The organism is Natronoarchaeum sp. GCM10025321, assembly GCF_042663585.1.
GTDB lineage: Archaea > Halobacteriota > Halobacteria > Halobacteriales > Natronoarchaeaceae > Natranaeroarchaeum.
This window is the reverse complement of record NZ_JBHTAN010000001.1, coordinates 239,765-255,339: the sequence shown is the minus strand read 5'-3', so window position 1 is coordinate 255,339 and position 15,575 is coordinate 239,765. Positions and strand designations below refer to the sequence as shown.

The window sequence follows — 15,575 nt, the reverse complement described above, 5'->3', positions numbered from 1 at the left end:
GATCTGGAAGGGCGGGTGATGGAGCGGGTTTTCCGATCCGTGGCCGTGTCTCACTCGATACAGCAACTCATCGTCGACGTATCACGCCGGAACGCCTGACAGGCCTGTTTGAACGCCTCGCTGAACGTCGGGAAGGGGTGGACAGTATCGATAATGTCGTCGACGGTCAGGCCGAACTTCACAGCCAGGGTGGCTTCCATGATCATGTCGGCGGCGCGGGAGCTGACCATGTGGACGCCAACAATCTCATCGGTCTCGTGGTGTTTGACTACCTGAACGAGGCCGTCGGTGTTTTTGACCACTTTTGCTCTGGGGACATCCGCCATCTGGACGGTTCGACACGAGCAGGTGCCGTGTTCGTCGGCGTAGTCGAGTTCGGTGATGCCCACCGAGGCCACCTCTGGACTGGTGAATACGACTTCGGGAACCGCACCGTAGTCGATAGTGGCCCCCTCGTTGTCTTCTCGTGGGCCGCTCGAACGGCCCGCGGAGCGTTGTTCCGCGTTGCCGAACGCGTTCCTGACAGCGTGGTTACCCTCCTTGGCGGCCACTGTCTCGAGTTCGGGGTCGCCGATGACGTCACCGGCCGCGTACACGTCGGGGTTCGTCGTCTGGAAGTACTCGTTGACCCGGACGGTGCCGTCGGTGGCAGTCTCGATGCCGGCCTCGTCCAACCCGGCGTTTGTACTGTTGGGCTGGACGCCAGTCGCGACAAAGAGGCTCTCGGCTGCGAATTCGCGAGTATTGCTGTCGATCACGGTCTCGACGGAGAGGCCGTCCTGTGGCGCTGTCCCGTTGACTTCCGGCGAGTGTACGCGCTGGAAGTCGGTACCGGTCTCCACCTCGATACCTTGCTCCCCGAAGGACCGTTGTATCTCCCGCCCCAGCAGGCCCTCCATGTCCGAAAGGACGTGCTCGGAACGCTGGAGGATAGTGACATCGACGCCAACGCGGTGGAGGATCTGCCCCCACTCGAGCGCGATGTATCCACCGCCGATGATGACGATGTCTTCGGGTAAGTCGCGCTCGTCGAGGATGGTTTCGCTGGTGTAGTACTCGACGTCATCAGACTGCGTCTGATGGGCTGACGAGCTTCGCTCGTCAACGTCGTCGAGGCCCTCAATTGACGGTACCCATGGTGAACTCCCGGTAGCGACGAGCGCCTTCTCGCCGGTAATCCGTACTCCTGCGTCGGTTCCATCGACGACTTCGATAGTCGGACCGGACCGTGTCCGGGTACTGTCTGCTCTCGGCTGATTGCCGGAGGAGTTACGCTCCTTGTTGTCGACCAGCCGTCCGTACCCCTCGTAGATATCGGTCTCGTAGTGGTCGGCGACGTCGACGTAGTTGGTCTGTCGGAACCGGTCGACGAGTTCGTCGGTACCGTCAAGTGCGCTAGCCCAGTCGACTGTCGGTTTGTCGCTGTACTGGACGGCATCGAACGGGTTCTCCCGAGCAGTGGCTGCGGTCTCGCCGACCGCGAGGAGGTGTTTGCTGGGGACACAGCCGACGTTCACGCAGGTCCCACCGATGGGTAGCCCCGTGTTCACCATCGCCGTCGAGAGTCCGCGGCGACTCGCTTCGGTGATGGCTGCGAAGGCGGCCGCCCCGCCGCCGAGAATCACGAGGTCATACGAACGGACGTTCTGAGTCATTACGCTTGATTTAGAATGCGAAGTAATTATACTGTAGAGTCCAAAGCAATGGAGTACGTAGGAGGCTACGAAGCTATGGCAGATCCAACCTCACAACCCGCTCCCACCTGCAATGTGGACGGAACCTGTTACTGTCCGCTAACCGGTGTCATCGACACGCTCAGTCAGAAATACGCGATGCAACTGATCAGTATCATCGGGGCTCACGAGTCACTCCGATTTGCGGAGATCGAGGACCATCTCGCGAGCGCCAGTACGTCCACCATCTCGAAACGACTCGATGAATTCGAGGACGCTGGTCTGATCTCTCGAACCCAGTACAACGAGATCCCCCCTCGTGTCGAGTATTCGCTGACCCGGGATGGTGAGGAAGTGAGCACTCGGCTCGAACCGCTTCTGGAGTGGGCCGCTGGGGGCGAGTGACGGCCGACGAGTGGACAGATGTGCGACTGAGCTGCATATCCGACCTGCTGTTAAAACGGTTCCACTCGTGTATCTGGTAGTAATGATCGACCAGTCATCCCACTCAACCCAGCCAGAATCGTCCGACTTACGCGATCTGCCGCCGAGTGCAAAGCTAGTCGCGAAGGTTCTCGAATACGAGGGCGATAGTACACAGGCAAGTCTCGCTGAAGCGACGCTCCTCCCGCGGCGGACCGTTCGCTCTGCGCTCACCCAACTCGAGGAGAACGACATCGTCACGTCACGGATCTCGTTTATGGATGCCAGACAGCGCATCTACACGCTCGAGTTGTACCAGGAGTGATATATTGTGTTCGCCGTTCACCTGGCAGTCGCCACGAGTAAGAGGCCACACGCTAGTTAGCGCCGTTCTCGGACCCACTCTTCGAGGGTGAATTCGTCGTATGACGTGCGTTCGGCGACCTCCCATTCGTCAGGATCCCAGTCCGGGAAGTACGCATCGCCGTCGTATTCGCCGGGCACACGGCTGAGCACCATTCGGTCGACGACTGGCTGGAATAGCTCGTAAATGTCTGCCCCGCCGATTACGTAGGCGCGACCCTCCCCGAGCGAGTCGACGATCCTGACTGCCTCGTCGACCCCTGCTGCGTGATGGGCCGACTCGATATCGAAGTCGGACTCTGATCGGCTCAACACGATCTGAGCGCTTCCCGGAAGGTCATCGCGCATAAAGCCGAACGTTCGTCGACCGAGAATCACCGGCCAGTCCGCGATCCGGTTCCTGTACTGTTGCTTGTCGGCCGGAATACTCGGCCACGGTAGTTGGTTGCCCCGTCCGATGACGCCGTTTGCTGCCACTGCAGCGACTGAAACGAGTTCCATATCGTATGTCCAATCAGTGGTGTTCCCTTAAAATCGCGTCGCAGGTTCACCGCAGTCATGAGCTCTCTGTGTCCAGCCCCTTGAGGCGAACTGACGGACGCGAGGCAAGCATCAGGATCGCCCCGGCAGTTCCGAGGTTCAGGTAAATTGTCGGCCGATCGAAGCTCACGGCCACCTCTACAACTACCCAGATCAGCATCGCGACGGCAACGCCGACGCCTGTGAGCCACCCCAACCAGCGTCGCGTGTATAGTGCGTAGCACACGACTGCCGGGACGACCCCAAACACGACGAAGAGTATGAACCCCGTGACGAGGAAGTCCCCGAATGGCGTCCCGTCGAGTGGGGCCGCTGAGAGGTCGACCATCCCTCCAGAGGGTGCCACGAGCAAGGCCGTGCCGCCGATCAATGCATGAACCGACAGCTGGCGGAGCACCGCCAGGAGCAGCCACAGGATAGCCGGACGGTCGCAGGTGGTCCTCAGAACGTGATGATCTCGTAGTCGTCGTCGACCAGCGAACGGACGCTGGGGTGACCGTCGTGGTCATCGAGCGTTACGACGCCCGAATCGGCGACGGCGTCCTCGACTCCGAACGCACCGGAACAGAACTCACAGGCGGCGGCGTCATCGCGGACGGTCTGATACAGGTCGTGATAGTCGCTGTCTTCGTCTTCGAGTTCGGGAACCCACTGTGTCCCCGCCCCGTCGAAGATTACCTCGACGTCGTCGCCGTCGGTCTCGGCGAACTCCTTGGCCGTTTCGAGACCGTTCACCAGTCGACCGACGTTTTCGTGGCCTTCCGTCCCTGCGAGAATGATAACTGCTGCTTTCGTCATTACGTCTTTTCCTACTGGTCGTGACGGTATATGTTGGATGTAGTCGTGTGAGGGAGATACGACTGCGAGCAAGATTTATATATCATCTTCAGCCCGTGTCAACAAGGATCAGTGCCTATGTCCCCGACTCACGGCTCACCGGGACAGTCAATCGCCGATCAGTGTGAGTGACCGCCGTTTCCGCGCTCGAACTGTCCCGAAAAGCCGCGCTGGACGACTTCGGACAGCGCCGGATGGATATGGATCGAATCACGGATGTCCTGAACGCTGCCAGAGCCGGCTTTCATCGCCACGACGACCTCCTGAACGAGGTTCGAGGCCTCCGGGCCCATGATGTGACAGCCCAGAATCTCCCCATCGAGATCGATGATCGCCTTCAGGAATCCATCGGCCTTCATCGCGCTGCCACGGGCCGTTTTGTCGTACTGGTACGTCCGGGTGGCGTACTCGCTGCCCTCTTCCCTGAGTTCTCCTTCGCGTGCACCGGCGCCGGCAACCTCTGGAGAGGCAAACACCGCAAAGGGCATCGCCGTGTAATCGACTGGTTCGAGTTCGGATCCGAAGATGTTCCGGGCGACGGCCTGCGCCTCGTGGTTTGCGCTGTGTTTCAGCAGGTACTCTCCGACGATATCACCGAGCGCCCACACTCCGTCGGCTGTCGTCCGGAGATACTCGTCGGTTTCGACGAACCCGCGGTCGTCCGTTTCGACGCCCGCAGCATCCAGATCGAGGAGATCCGTGTTCGGTGTCCGTCCCGCAGCGACGAGCAATTCGTCCCCGGTTACCGTTACGGACTCCTCGCCGACGACGCCGGGATCCTCACCGTACTCGTCGGGCCGAGCCTCGACAGTTACCGATCCATCGGCCTCCGACACCGCGGTGGCCGCGTGGCCGGTATGAACTGTAAACCGTTCGTCGTAGCGCTCGGTAAATGCCTCTGCGACCTCCTCGTCGGCTTCCGGCAGCAGCGTCGGCCGACGTCCGACGATCGTCACGTCGCTCCCGAACGTCCCGAAAAAGTGGCCGAGTTCCGCCGCAATGTAGCCCCCGCCAATGATGACAAGATGGTCCGGTGGGGTCTCTAGCTGGAGTGCTTCGGTGCTCGTCAGGTAGTCGACCTCCTCGATCCCCTCAGTGTCCGGAATTCCGGGCCGGGTCCCGGCGGCGATAAGCACAGTTTCGGCCCGGATTCGACTCCCCTCGTCGTTGCCGCTAACGATTTCGACTGTCCGTTCGTCGACAAATCTGCCTTCCCCCTCGTACAGATCGTGTTGATCGGACGAACGCAACCCCCGCTGGATCGAGTTCGAATCAGCCTGAACATCTTGGTTCACCTCGCGAACGATCTCCGAGAACTCGACGTCGGTAATTTCGGCATCGATATGAAACTCGGCGGCCCGTTCGATCGTTTCGACCATGTCCGCATGGTAAAGCAGCATCTTCGACGGGATGCACCCACGGTTGAGACATGTCCCCCCAAGTGGACCTTTCTCGACGATTGCGACTGATTGGCCCTGATTCACGGCGACGCTTGCGACATCTAGTCCCGATCCGGAGCCGATAACCAGTAAATCAACTTCATTCATATGGCTTCTCTGGGTGCGGCGTGATAATAATCCCCCGTGGCCGTTCGACCCATGTACACGTGCACTAGAGGGTAGTTACATCTGGACTGTTGGATGCCTTTTCAAGCGTCGTTCCCGATCCAGATAGTCGCTATCGTCTTGTCCGTCAGAACTCCTCGAAACAGGGGGGCGGGAAACTCTCCCCCCTTGGTTATTTGTCACAAAGGGTGGATATATAACTGTGATGTACGAAGTACTCGTTCCAGTCGATACAGACGAAAATCGAGCACTCCATCAGGCAAAACACGTTGCCCGCCTCTCGCGTACGGCCACGGAAGTCGATGTGACTGTACTGTATGTAACACCCCCTGACGAGTTCAAGAAAGCTGATACCGTGGAGTTTTCAGAAGTGGACGCGGCCGTCGAAGCGGCCGAGTATCTGGAAGAACAGAATATCCCTGTCAACCGGGTCATCGACAACGGGACCGTCTCCAGTCGGATCATGCATATGACAGAGGAGCGCGGTATCGACGAAATCGTCATGGGCGGACGAAAGCGGTCTGGAGTTGCGAAGATGCTTTTGGGGAGTACGGTCCAAGACGTTGCGCTTTCCGCAGAGGTGCCAGTCACAATAACTGGTGACGGAATGGTATTCGGTGACTCCATTGAGAACCTGCTCGTCCCCGTCGACACTGACACGGACCGAGCGCTGAAACAGGCCGAATATGCAACTAAGCTCGCTAGCAACCCAGAAGAGATCGACATAACAGTGCTGTACGTATTCCCGCATCAAGATTACAAGGGGGCTCCCGAGCACGAGTTCGCTGATGTCGACGCAGCCGTCGAGGCCGCCGTGCATCTGGAGGCCGAAGGATTCGCTGTCGAGCGGGTTGCAACCGGAGGAGAGGTCGCTGAGACAATTCTCGAACATGCTGACGACGCTGATGCCGATAGTATCGTGATGGGTGGTCGGAAACGATCGGGTGTCCAGAAAGTACTGCTGGGAAGCACGACGCAGGATATCTTCCTCTCAGCGGACCGGCCGGTCACGATCACCGGGTAGGGGAGTGAATTCATACAGATTGGGGGTGCCACGTTTCGACGGTGGCGTCGTCGACGGCTCGTGTGTCGACCATTTGCCCCGATAATATTGAAGGAGTAGGTGTGCCAAAATGCAACTAACAGACGTCACACCAAGATTGGCGCCCACGCCCAGAACACCGATCTCGATGGTCAGTGGGTAGGCATCTACCGTCTGGATGCTCGTCCGACCCAGCTGAATCGCAGCCTCAACGGTCTGTATCCTTTCGCTCCTGAGTCGGGTGATCGGTAACGAATACTTTCGTATCGTCTGGGACGTCCTCTGTAACCCACGAGTTCGCGCCGATACTGACGTGGTCGCCGACGGTAATCGCACCCAGCACCTTGGTCCCGGCCCCGATAACGACTTGATCACCGATGTCCGGGTGTCGCTTGTACCCCTTTTTTAACGCGTTTTCGTCGCTCTCGTGTTCCTCGAAGTGCAGTGCTCCGAGTGTTACGTCTTGGTAGATTCGTACCCACTCGCCGATGGTCGCAGTCTCACCGATGACGACGCCAGTCCCGTGGTCGATAAAAAAGTAGTCGCCGATCTCGGCACCGGGGTGGATGTCAATCCCAGTCTCTGTCTTCGCGTATTCGGTTAGCTCCCGGGCGTACTCAGTCGCCCCGGTATCGTAGATGGCGTGAGCGACCCGCTGGACCAGGATCGCGAGGAAACCGGGGTACGACCGGATAATCTCCATATACGTCTTGGCCGCGGGATCGCCCTTGTACGCCGCCTCGATGTCCTTTTTGAGTCGTGCACGGATCGACGGGAGACGATCGATGATGACGGCGACCCTCTCCGCAGGGTCGGTGTTCGCGTACGGCCTGATTCCCGCGAAAAAGAGCCCACCGAGTTCGTCGAGGTGACTCAGTACTGCGAGTTCGTTACGGACCAGATTGGTCGCGTTCCAGCATGTGGGAAAGAACAGCTCCTTCAGAATCTCGACCTCTCTACGTCGGTGCTCCCGCTCAGGAAACTCCATCTGTGTGTGGGTCGGGAACGGGTCAGTGTCGGCCTGATAGGCGCTGGACAACTGTTCGTGCGTGTCGCCAGTGTAACTGTATTTCATGATTAGTTGTTGTCGCTCCCAAAGCAAATAATTACAGATGAGGGCGGACGCTATCGAGAATCAAAATCGGGGAGTTGCCATCCTTTCTGGATCGGGAATAGCTATTTCTATTTGGACTCGGTATGTATCACCCATGAGTAAACAGTGTTACTTCTGTAACGGCATCGTCCTGACGGCGGAGACCTCTGATCTCCTCCTGCGGGACCACGGTGATCATGAGGTGTACATGCACGAACGCTGTGCACGGGGCCACAACATGATCGAATCGGGCCGGGATTCAAGCGGGACTGTCGAAATAACGTGTCCCGTGTGTAGCGCTGTGGAAAAGCGGTGATCGGGCTACTCTGTCATACTAGAGTTCGGTGTAGACCGATCCGGAGAACCCAAACTATAAAACAAATTTCATATCACGGTTGCGTCGTCACTGCGGGCGCGAGCAGTATCGTTGCGAGATACCGAAATTCGTTGCTGAGAAAGATTCAGTGGTATGAACGAGCCCATCGATCGGGCGTGTCAACGAGAATTACGGAAGATCGACATCGACACCCGACTGCAGGCTCGCACTCTTGACGGTGTTGTACATCAGCATCGCGATCGTGAGCGGCCCGACGCCGCCTGGCACCGGCGTGATCGCGCTGGCCTTCTCTTTGGCGCTCTCGAACTCGACGTCGCCGACGAGTTCGTACCCTTTCTCGGTGTCAGCGTCGACGCGATTGATCCCGACATCGATCACCGTCACGCCCTCCGAGAGCATCGATCCGTCGATCATTTCGGGGACACCGGCCGCAGCGATGACGATATCGGCTCTCCGCGTCTTCTCGGCCAGATTCTTCGTCCGGGAGTGACACACTGTCGTTGTCGCATTCCCACCGGCTCCATACTGGATGAGCAGGTTCGCCATCGGTTTGCCGACGATGTCTGACCGACCGACGACGACAGCGTCTTTCCCCTCCGTCTCGATCCCGGATTTCGACAGGATCTTTTGGACGCCGTGTGGCGTGCACGGCTTGTAGCGTGCGTTGCCAGCGACGAGTCGACCGACGTTCTCGGGGTGGAACCCGTCGACGTCTTTCATCGGGTCGATGCGCTCGAGGACCTCACGCTTGGGGATGTGATCGGGGACGGGCATCTGGACGAGGATGCCATGGACCGTCGGATCCTCGTTCAGACTGTCGATCGTGTCGAAGAGGACTTCTGCGGGCTCGTCCGGATCGATCTCGTGGTGGAAGCCCTCGATGCCGATCTTTTTACAGGCCTTCTGTTTCATCGAGACGTATGTCTCGCTGGCCCCATCGTCGCTCATCAGCACCGTCGCGAGTCCCGGTGTTACGTCTTCGCTCGCGAGCGTCTCGGTGCAGGCCGTTACATCGGCCGTGATCTGGTCGGCAATCTCGTTGCCGTCGATTATTGTGGTCATTGTTTGGGTGGTGTCGCTGTCGGCGAGGCAGTATCCGGTGGCACGGTCGAAACTGATAGGCAATCAGCTCCCGGCTTGCTGTCCAGCGTTCGCTATCTTACTCGGCACCATGTATTATAACCGACACTGTGGAATAGTCCACCCCTTGAAATAACGTCGGTTATTGAGCCGATCGGCCATCGGCGGAGCGGCGATGAAATCTCGAAGTATGCGGCGTACGCAAGGTTTTTGTCCGGATCAGCGCTTGTGGTACACAGGCACATATTTGAGAGAAAACTATCTCTCAACATAAAATTATAAAAATGGATAACATAGATATCGTTACCGACGAGATATCGTTCGTCGAGACCGCGAGGTCGGCACCGGTCGGTGCTCGCGTTCCGATCGAAGTGCGAGTCACAGTTTCAGACCCGTTCGAGGCGTACCGTCGTGCGCGTGACAGTAATACTGATGGCTTCTACCTGGAAACGACTGGCGGGCAGTCGGGATGGGGCTACTTCGGTGTCGATCCAGTCGAACGAGTCGAGGTCAGTCCGGAAATGGCGGACAGCAGCGAGAACGGAAGTGGGAGCATCGAGACTATCGATGAGCTCCTCAATCGGGAGCAACTAGTTCGGGGCAACTGCGACGTTCCGTACCCCTGCGGGGCGTTCGGCTGGCTATCCTACGACATCGCTCGGGAACTGGAGGAGCTACCGACGACAACGGTCGCCGATGGACTCCCCCGCCTCCAATTAGGGGTCTTCGACGTTGTCGCAGCCTGGACGGAACCCCGTGATGGCGAGACTGAACTGCGCGTGACAGCGTGTCCTGTTGTCGACGGGGACCTCGCCGAGGTGTACGAGAACGGTCTGGAGACCGCTCGGACGCTCGCCGAAGATGCGCTTCACGGTGACAGGCACATCCAGGCACAGCCGATGGCGATGAATCAGGCAGCCTTCGAGAGCGAGTGTGGCGAAGCGGCCTTCGCCGACCGAGTCCGCCAGATCAAACAGTATGTCCGTGACGGTGATACGTTCCAGACGAACGTCTCCCACAGACTGACCGCACCGGCGGCGGTCCACCCGGTCGAGGCCTACGACGCCGTCCGACGAGTGAACCCGGCACCCTACTCTGGACTACTCGAATTCCCCGGTGTCGACCTCGTCAGTGCGAGCCCGGAGCTGCTATTGGACGTCGATGGTGATCAACTCCTGACCGAACCGATCGCGGGAACGCGCCCCCGCGGCGAGACCCCGGCAGCCGACGAGGAGCTTGAGGAAGACCTCTGTAGTGACGAAAAAGAGCGGGCGGAACACGCGATGCTCGTCGATCTGGAGCGTAACGATCTCGGGAAAGTAAGCGAGTACGGCACCGTCGATGTCGACGAGTACCGCCGGGTCGATCGGTACTCCGAAGTCATGCATCTCGTCTCCCTTGTCGAGGGGCAATTACGTGACGAGGTGAGTATCTCTGACGCCGTTGGGGCCGTCTTCCCCGGTGGGACGATCACCGGCGCACCGAAACCGCGGACGATGGAGATCATTGACGAGGTCGAGCAAACACGGCGCGGTCCCTACACCGGTAGTATCGGGGTCTTCGGGTTCGACGGGAAGGCGACGTTGAACATCACGATCCGGACTCTGGTCCACTACGAGGGAGAGTACCGGCTCCGAGTGGGTAGTGGGATCGTCCACGATTCGCATCCGGAGGCAGAGTACCGAGAGACGCTCGATAAAGCGCGGGCACTCGTGACGGCCGTCGACGAGGCGCTCGGCGAACACGGCTCGTTCTCCGTCGAATCCACTACCGATCCGATGGAGGGGACCTGATGATACTCATCATCGACAACTACGATTCGTTCGCCTACAATCTCGTGCAGTACGTCGGCGAATTCGATGACGTTACCGTTCGGCGAAACGACGCGATCGACATTGCAGGCATCCGCGAGCTCGATCCAGAGGGGATCATTGTCTCTCCCGGCCCCGGCACACCGGCCGATGCAGGCGTCTCGGTCGATATCTTCGCAGAAACGACGTACCCGGCGCTGGGAGTCTGTCTGGGTCACCAGGCCCTCTGTGCCGCCCACGGTGCACCCGTCGGCCACGCACCGGAGGTCGTACATGGGAAATCTTCAGAGGTCCGCCACGACGACACGGCACTGTACGACGGTATCGACGACCCCTTCGAAGTCGGCAGATATCACTCTTTAGCCGTCGACGACGAGGATCTCCCGGGCGTGTTGACCGAGACCGCACACACGAACGATACAGAGGGGATCGTCATGGGCGTCCAGCACGTCGACAGACCTCACATCGGGGTCCAGTTCCATCCCGAGAGCATCCTCACCGACGCGGGCAAGCGTATCGTCGAGAACTTCTGTACCAACATCGCGAGTGCGTAGGCGTCGAACCAGCCCTGTCTGTCTAGTCCTCTTCTGGTGGGTCGATATCGTGGTGCGCCTGAATCGTCGGCAGTCGATCGAGCACACGCCTAATCAGCGACGTGTGGCCGCGTTCGTGGCGATACCAGGTGACGGTTAACCCGCCCACCGCAACAAGTGAGATGACAGCGAATGGACCTCCGGTGAGGACAGCGAGCGCCTGCAGCGTTTCCGCGCCGCCGATCGTCAGCACCGCCACAGCGACCGTCCCCTGTAATACGCCCCAGAAGACGATATGGCTGGTCGACGGTGACACGCCGCGTCGGGCCGACAGGATCGAGACGACGAGCGTCGACGTGTCCGCCGAGGTAGTCATGAACACCAGAATAAGCGCCAAGAAAAGGAACATCAGGAGCTCACCGAGCGGGAGCGAGGCAAACAACGGGAAGCCGGCGACGGCCTCCGACCCACCGCGTGCTGCGATTGCGGCGAGTACGTCGGCCTGTCCGGAGTGCTGAACGAACAGTGCCGTCCCGCCGAGTAGCAGGAACCAGACGATCGTCGCAGCCGAGGTCGCGATCACACTCGTGAACACGACGGTTCGAACCCGCCGGCCTCGCGAGAGTGCGGCGATGAACAATCCGGCAAAGGGGGCCCAGGAGAACCACCACGACCAGTTCCAGACGGTCCAATTGGCGACCCACTCGTCCCCAATGTGGAGACTGAGTGGGGCGAACTCGGCAACGTACGTCCCCAGCGCCGCCGTACCGCGCTGGACGATGAAATCACGTGGCCCTACGGCGACGATGAGGAGTGCAAACAGAGCAAACAACACGATGTTGAGTCCTGCGATCCGCCTGATACCGCGATGGATCCCGGTGACGCTCGAAATGACGAAGATCAGCGTCAGCCCGCCGACGAACAGGATCGGTCCGAGTTCGCCCATCGAAACGTCCCACTGGTAGTCGATGCCAGCGAGGAACTGCTCGCTAACCAGCGCCACCGAGGTAGCGATGCCCCCGATCGTCGCAAACACGGCGAGCGTGTCGACGACTTTGCTCCACGGGGAATCGAGCCCATCGATCCCGAGAAACGGGGCGAGAATCGTCGAGACGCGAAGCGGTGCGCCGCGGTTGAACACGAAGTAAGCGATGGGGATGCCGATGACGGCGTAGGCGCTCCAGGCGGAAACGCCCCAGTGAAAGAGACTGTACACGAGGGCACTGTCGATAGCGCCACCCGACTGGGCCGCAGCATCGAAGTATGGCGGTGGACTCTCGTAGTGGAAGAGCGCCTCTGCCGGCCCCCAGAACACCAGTCCAGCGGCGATACCGGCGGTGAAAATCAGCGTGAAATACGTGGGATACGTGTATGTCGGCTCCGTCTCGGACCCGCCGAGCTTGATATCACCCCAGGGTCCGAGCAGGAGGAAGAAACAGTAGCAGACGGCCAGAAGCATCGCAGCGAGAAACAGCGGCCCGCCGTTTTGCAGGACCGCCGTTGAGACGCCCGATACGGCCGCCGTTGTCTGTGCCGGAAGGGCGATTTGCAGGCCAAAAAAGAGGGCGAACGTCGTGACCGGGACGAGCAGCGCCACGGGTTCGTTCCGGGAGAAAAACTCCGAGGCAGCGTTCCGAAGTTTCGTCTGACGAACCCGGAGGAGAATTTCAGCCGCCGATGTCTCTTCGGCGTCCGACGAGTATGGAATGAGCGCGATGTATCCGAGTCCCGAACTGAAGAACACGAGTGACAGCGAGAGCCACGCCAGACCGGTCACCGCGCTTCCAACGAACGTCGGAAAAAAGAACCCCGCGAGGATCACTGCGCCCGAGGTTACACATAGTGGTATCAACAGTCGGGCGACAGTTGCCTCGATACCACGGGTGTTGGAAGCAGCCACATTTCGACGCTATGTAACGAATACGTATATTACTACCCCCAATACGGGTCAGTCGGCCGTATCGGCCTCGCTGGGGTCCTCTGGCTGCACCTCGTCAGTGCCAAGCAGTGTCTGTGACTCTGCCCCCTCGAGTACCGACTGGCCGAGGAGCCGACCACCGATCGATCGGGGATTGATGACCTCATCGACGCCGACGGAGCGGAACTTCTCGATGTGTTTTTCCTGTGTTGCCGCCGCGACGATACGGATCTCGGGATCGACGTTCTTTGCTGCGATAACTGCCAACACATCTTTTGCGTCGTCGTTGCTGCCGACGACGACCCCGCTTGCGGTGTCTACGCCTGCGTCTTCGAGGACACTCTCGTCGGTTGGATCGCCGGTAAGCAAATTCAGGTCGTCGTGTCCCTGAAGTTCCGCGACGACTTCCTCATCTGGTGTTACCACGACGACTTCCGTCTCGTCAGTCAGTTCGTCGAGGAGCGATTCAGTGACGTCGCCATATCCGAGGACGACCACATGGTCCTCGAGAAGTTTGAGTTCTGATGCAGTCATGACTCCGACCGCTTTCGCCATTCGCGATTCGATAGCTGGACCGATGAGCGCACCTACGGCAACGGTAAACGCGCCGGTGCCAAACATGATGATCGAGAGCGAGAACCATCGGGCCTGGGCTGTTAGGGGTGTGATATCGCCGTATCCGACGGTGGCAATCGTGACGATAACGTAGTAGAGCGCATCGCTCCAACTGTTCAGTTCGAGGAACTGGTTGCGGAGCCCATACGCGCCGACGGTCCCGTACAGGACGACGCCGAAGATTGCCGACAGTGACGCGATCTGTAGCGGAGAGAGATCGATTCCCTGATCGAAGCGCTCTCGATTACGGAGCAAGAGCGGATACGTCACGGCGATGGTCAGAATCAGTGGGATGTCCGTCGTTTGTACCGTTGTGAGAAGGAGCGCCAAGAGTCCGGGAACAACGACGATTGCGCCCCGCCACGCGAGATGCTTCCGTCGCTGCAGGCCAACCGTTACGATGCCGAGAACGAACGCGAACAGGACGCCACCGAACCGTGCGAATCCCATCGGTACGTCGACAACTGCGGTGAGGGGCCCGTTGAGTGTCAGCGTGGCCTGGCTGAGATTCGACAACCCCGTCACGAACGCGAGTAGTGTGACGATGCCGGTCAGGATCACTGTGGGCTTGGCACCGGAGAACTCGCCCCATTCGACGAACGGGACCCTCTCGACATGGTAGAATACCTCGTCCAGCGCCGGTTCAGAGGGTCCGTCTCGTGCGTCTGCCACAATCATACTGTTATACTACTCGATATAAAAAGACACGCGTCAGTGAGTAGAGTGAAACATCAGGCTCTCATACCGAATCAATAATGTCCCGACAACAGCGACCGACCGCTAACGGGCGGCAGTCTATGTACCGAAGACACCGAGCGACTCCACTATCCGGTGGGTGTCTATGAACCCAGCCGTCCTGTTTGGCCTGGGAACGATGATCGCATGGGGGTTCTGGATCGCGTTCGGCAGCGCGGCCTCAAGCACGATGGATCCGGAAACGGCGGCCTTCATCTCCTACGCGACCGCTGCTGTCGTAACGGGCATCTACGCGGTCGGTACCGACGCATCCTTCGTCGTCACGAATCGAGGGATCCTCCTCGCGGCTGCTGCTGGCATCGCAGCGGCGGTAGGCGTCGTTTCGACGTTCGTCGGTACGACAGTTGGTTCGACAACCGTCGTCTCGACGATCGGAGGAATGTACTTTATCACCGCTGCTGTGATCAGCGTCGTCGCCTTTAACGAGCCGATAACGGGCACGAAGATAGCGGGTATCGGGCTGGCGGTGGCGGCTATCTTGATCATCAACCAGTAGTCCCAGTGCGGAACACCGATCTAACACAAATGGTTAGCAGCGAAGCAGGATATGCGAGAGTTCCCGATAGCGACCGGGATTTATGACGAGTGGCGAGGTACGAGTCGCTAGATGAAGCGTACTATCAGCACTGACGATGCACCGGTCGCAGTGGGCGCGTATAGCCAGGCGACTACGAACGGCGATATCCTGATCACTGCTGGCCAGTTGCCACTGACCACAGACGGCGAACTGCTCGACGACGAGTCGGTCGGCGACCAAACGCGACAGTGTCTGGAAAACGTCGCGGCGATTCTCGAATCCGAGGGACTTTCGCTCGAGGACGTCCTCAAGACGACCGTCTTCCTCGACGACATTGACGACTTCGATGCGTTCAATGAAGCCTACAGCGAGTTCTTCGAGGTCGAACCTCCTGCTCGGAGTGCGATCGGTGCAGGTGCAGTGCCGAAGGGCGCCGCCGTCGAGATCGAAGCGATCGCGTCGACAGAATAGC

Annotated in this window: 17 protein-coding genes; 8 read left to right on the top strand and 9 right to left on the bottom strand. The window is 59.3% G+C overall.

Annotated features, from left to right (window positions below; translation table 11 throughout):
- Positions 1 to 50: 50 nt before the first annotated feature.
- Complete coding sequence (gene merA, locus ACFQL3_RS01185) at positions 51 to 1,655, bottom strand: mercury(II) reductase (protein WP_377050671.1); 1,605 nt, start codon at positions 1,653 to 1,655, stop codon at positions 51 to 53.
- A gap of 75 nt (positions 1,656 to 1,730) precedes the next feature.
- Here merA and ACFQL3_RS01180 point away from each other — a divergent pair, with 75 nt between their 5' ends.
- Complete coding sequence (locus tag ACFQL3_RS01180) at positions 1,731 to 2,078, top strand: winged helix-turn-helix transcriptional regulator (RefSeq protein ID WP_377050669.1); 348 nt, start codon at positions 1,731 to 1,733, stop codon at positions 2,076 to 2,078.
- 82 nt (positions 2,079 to 2,160) lie between these two features.
- Positions 2,161 to 2,421 carry a PaaX domain-containing protein gene (locus ACFQL3_RS01175; protein ID WP_377050667.1) on the top strand — a complete coding sequence of 87 codons (261 nt, stop codon included), beginning with the start codon at positions 2,161 to 2,163 and terminating at the stop codon, positions 2,419 to 2,421.
- A gap of 56 nt (positions 2,422 to 2,477) precedes the next feature.
- Here the strand turns inward: ACFQL3_RS01175 and ACFQL3_RS01170 are convergent, their stop codons facing one another.
- The 4 genes from ACFQL3_RS01170 to ACFQL3_RS01155 all read right to left on the bottom strand — a co-directional run bounded on the left by ACFQL3_RS01170 (position 2,478) and on the right by ACFQL3_RS01155 (position 5,383).
- Positions 2,478 to 2,960, bottom strand: a complete 483-nt coding sequence (locus tag ACFQL3_RS01170; protein ID WP_377050665.1) for a dihydrofolate reductase — start codon at positions 2,958 to 2,960, stop codon at positions 2,478 to 2,480.
- Between the two features lie 55 nt (positions 2,961 to 3,015).
- Entirely contained in the window at positions 3,016 to 3,327 is a 312-nt protein-coding gene (locus ACFQL3_RS01165; protein ID WP_377050663.1) for a hypothetical protein, read from the bottom strand.
- A gap of 113 nt (positions 3,328 to 3,440) precedes the next feature.
- Entirely contained in the window at positions 3,441 to 3,797 is a 357-nt protein-coding gene (locus ACFQL3_RS01160) for a hypothetical protein (protein WP_377050661.1), read from the bottom strand.
- Between the two features lie 158 nt (positions 3,798 to 3,955).
- Entirely contained in the window at positions 3,956 to 5,383 is a 1,428-nt protein-coding gene (locus tag ACFQL3_RS01155) for a dihydrolipoyl dehydrogenase (protein ID WP_377050659.1), read from the bottom strand.
- 223 nt (positions 5,384 to 5,606) lie between these two features.
- Here ACFQL3_RS01155 and ACFQL3_RS01150 point away from each other — a divergent pair, with 223 nt between their 5' ends.
- Complete coding sequence (locus ACFQL3_RS01150; RefSeq protein ID WP_377050657.1) at positions 5,607 to 6,425, top strand: universal stress protein; 819 nt, start codon at positions 5,607 to 5,609, stop codon at positions 6,423 to 6,425.
- A 226-nt stretch (positions 6,426 to 6,651) separates the two neighbouring features.
- On the opposite strand, the gene epsC is transcribed toward ACFQL3_RS01150, so the two are convergent.
- A complete protein-coding gene (gene epsC / locus ACFQL3_RS01145) occupies positions 6,652 to 7,518 on the bottom strand; it encodes a serine O-acetyltransferase EpsC (RefSeq protein WP_377050655.1) in 867 nt (288 codons plus the stop codon).
- 133 nt (positions 7,519 to 7,651) lie between these two features.
- Between epsC and ACFQL3_RS01140 the strand changes: the two genes are divergently transcribed.
- Complete coding sequence (locus ACFQL3_RS01140; protein WP_377050653.1) at positions 7,652 to 7,852, top strand: hypothetical protein; 201 nt, start codon at positions 7,652 to 7,654, stop codon at positions 7,850 to 7,852.
- Between the two features lie 189 nt (positions 7,853 to 8,041).
- Here ACFQL3_RS01140 and ACFQL3_RS01135 read toward each other — a convergent pair whose 3' ends face one another.
- Positions 8,042 to 8,935 carry a bifunctional methylenetetrahydrofolate dehydrogenase/methenyltetrahydrofolate cyclohydrolase gene (locus ACFQL3_RS01135; RefSeq protein ID WP_377050651.1) on the bottom strand — a complete coding sequence of 298 codons (894 nt, stop codon included), beginning with the start codon at positions 8,933 to 8,935 and terminating at the stop codon, positions 8,042 to 8,044.
- Between the two features lie 302 nt (positions 8,936 to 9,237).
- Between ACFQL3_RS01135 and pabB the strand changes: the two genes are divergently transcribed.
- Both pabB and ACFQL3_RS01125 read left to right on the top strand, forming a co-directional pair.
- Positions 9,238 to 10,746, top strand: a complete 1,509-nt coding sequence (gene pabB, locus ACFQL3_RS01130; RefSeq protein ID WP_377050649.1) for an aminodeoxychorismate synthase, component I — start codon at positions 9,238 to 9,240, stop codon at positions 10,744 to 10,746.
- Positions 10,746 to 11,318, top strand: coding sequence for an anthranilate synthase component II (locus ACFQL3_RS01125; protein WP_377050647.1), 573 nt, complete (start codon positions 10,746 to 10,748; stop codon positions 11,316 to 11,318). The genes pabB and ACFQL3_RS01125 overlap by 1 nt, the downstream gene beginning before the upstream one ends.
- Before the next feature lie 22 nt (positions 11,319 to 11,340).
- Here the strand turns inward: ACFQL3_RS01125 and ACFQL3_RS01120 are convergent, their stop codons facing one another.
- Positions 11,341 to 13,197, bottom strand: a complete 1,857-nt coding sequence (locus tag ACFQL3_RS01120) for a BCCT family transporter (protein WP_377050645.1) — start codon at positions 13,195 to 13,197, stop codon at positions 11,341 to 11,343.
- Positions 13,198 to 13,245: 48 nt separating this feature from the next.
- On the bottom strand, positions 13,246 to 14,508 hold the full coding sequence (locus tag ACFQL3_RS01115) for an NAD-binding protein (RefSeq protein WP_377050643.1): 1,263 nt from the start codon (positions 14,506 to 14,508) through the stop codon (positions 13,246 to 13,248).
- 163 nt (positions 14,509 to 14,671) lie between these two features.
- Between ACFQL3_RS01115 and ACFQL3_RS01110 the strand changes: the two genes are divergently transcribed.
- Both ACFQL3_RS01110 and ACFQL3_RS01105 read left to right on the top strand, forming a co-directional pair.
- Positions 14,672 to 15,082, top strand: a complete 411-nt coding sequence (locus tag ACFQL3_RS01110; RefSeq protein ID WP_377050641.1) for an EamA family transporter — start codon at positions 14,672 to 14,674, stop codon at positions 15,080 to 15,082.
- A gap of 111 nt (positions 15,083 to 15,193) precedes the next feature.
- Positions 15,194 to 15,574, top strand: a complete 381-nt coding sequence (locus ACFQL3_RS01105; RefSeq protein WP_377050639.1) for a Rid family detoxifying hydrolase — start codon at positions 15,194 to 15,196, stop codon at positions 15,572 to 15,574.
- Position 15,575: the final 1 nt, after the last annotated feature.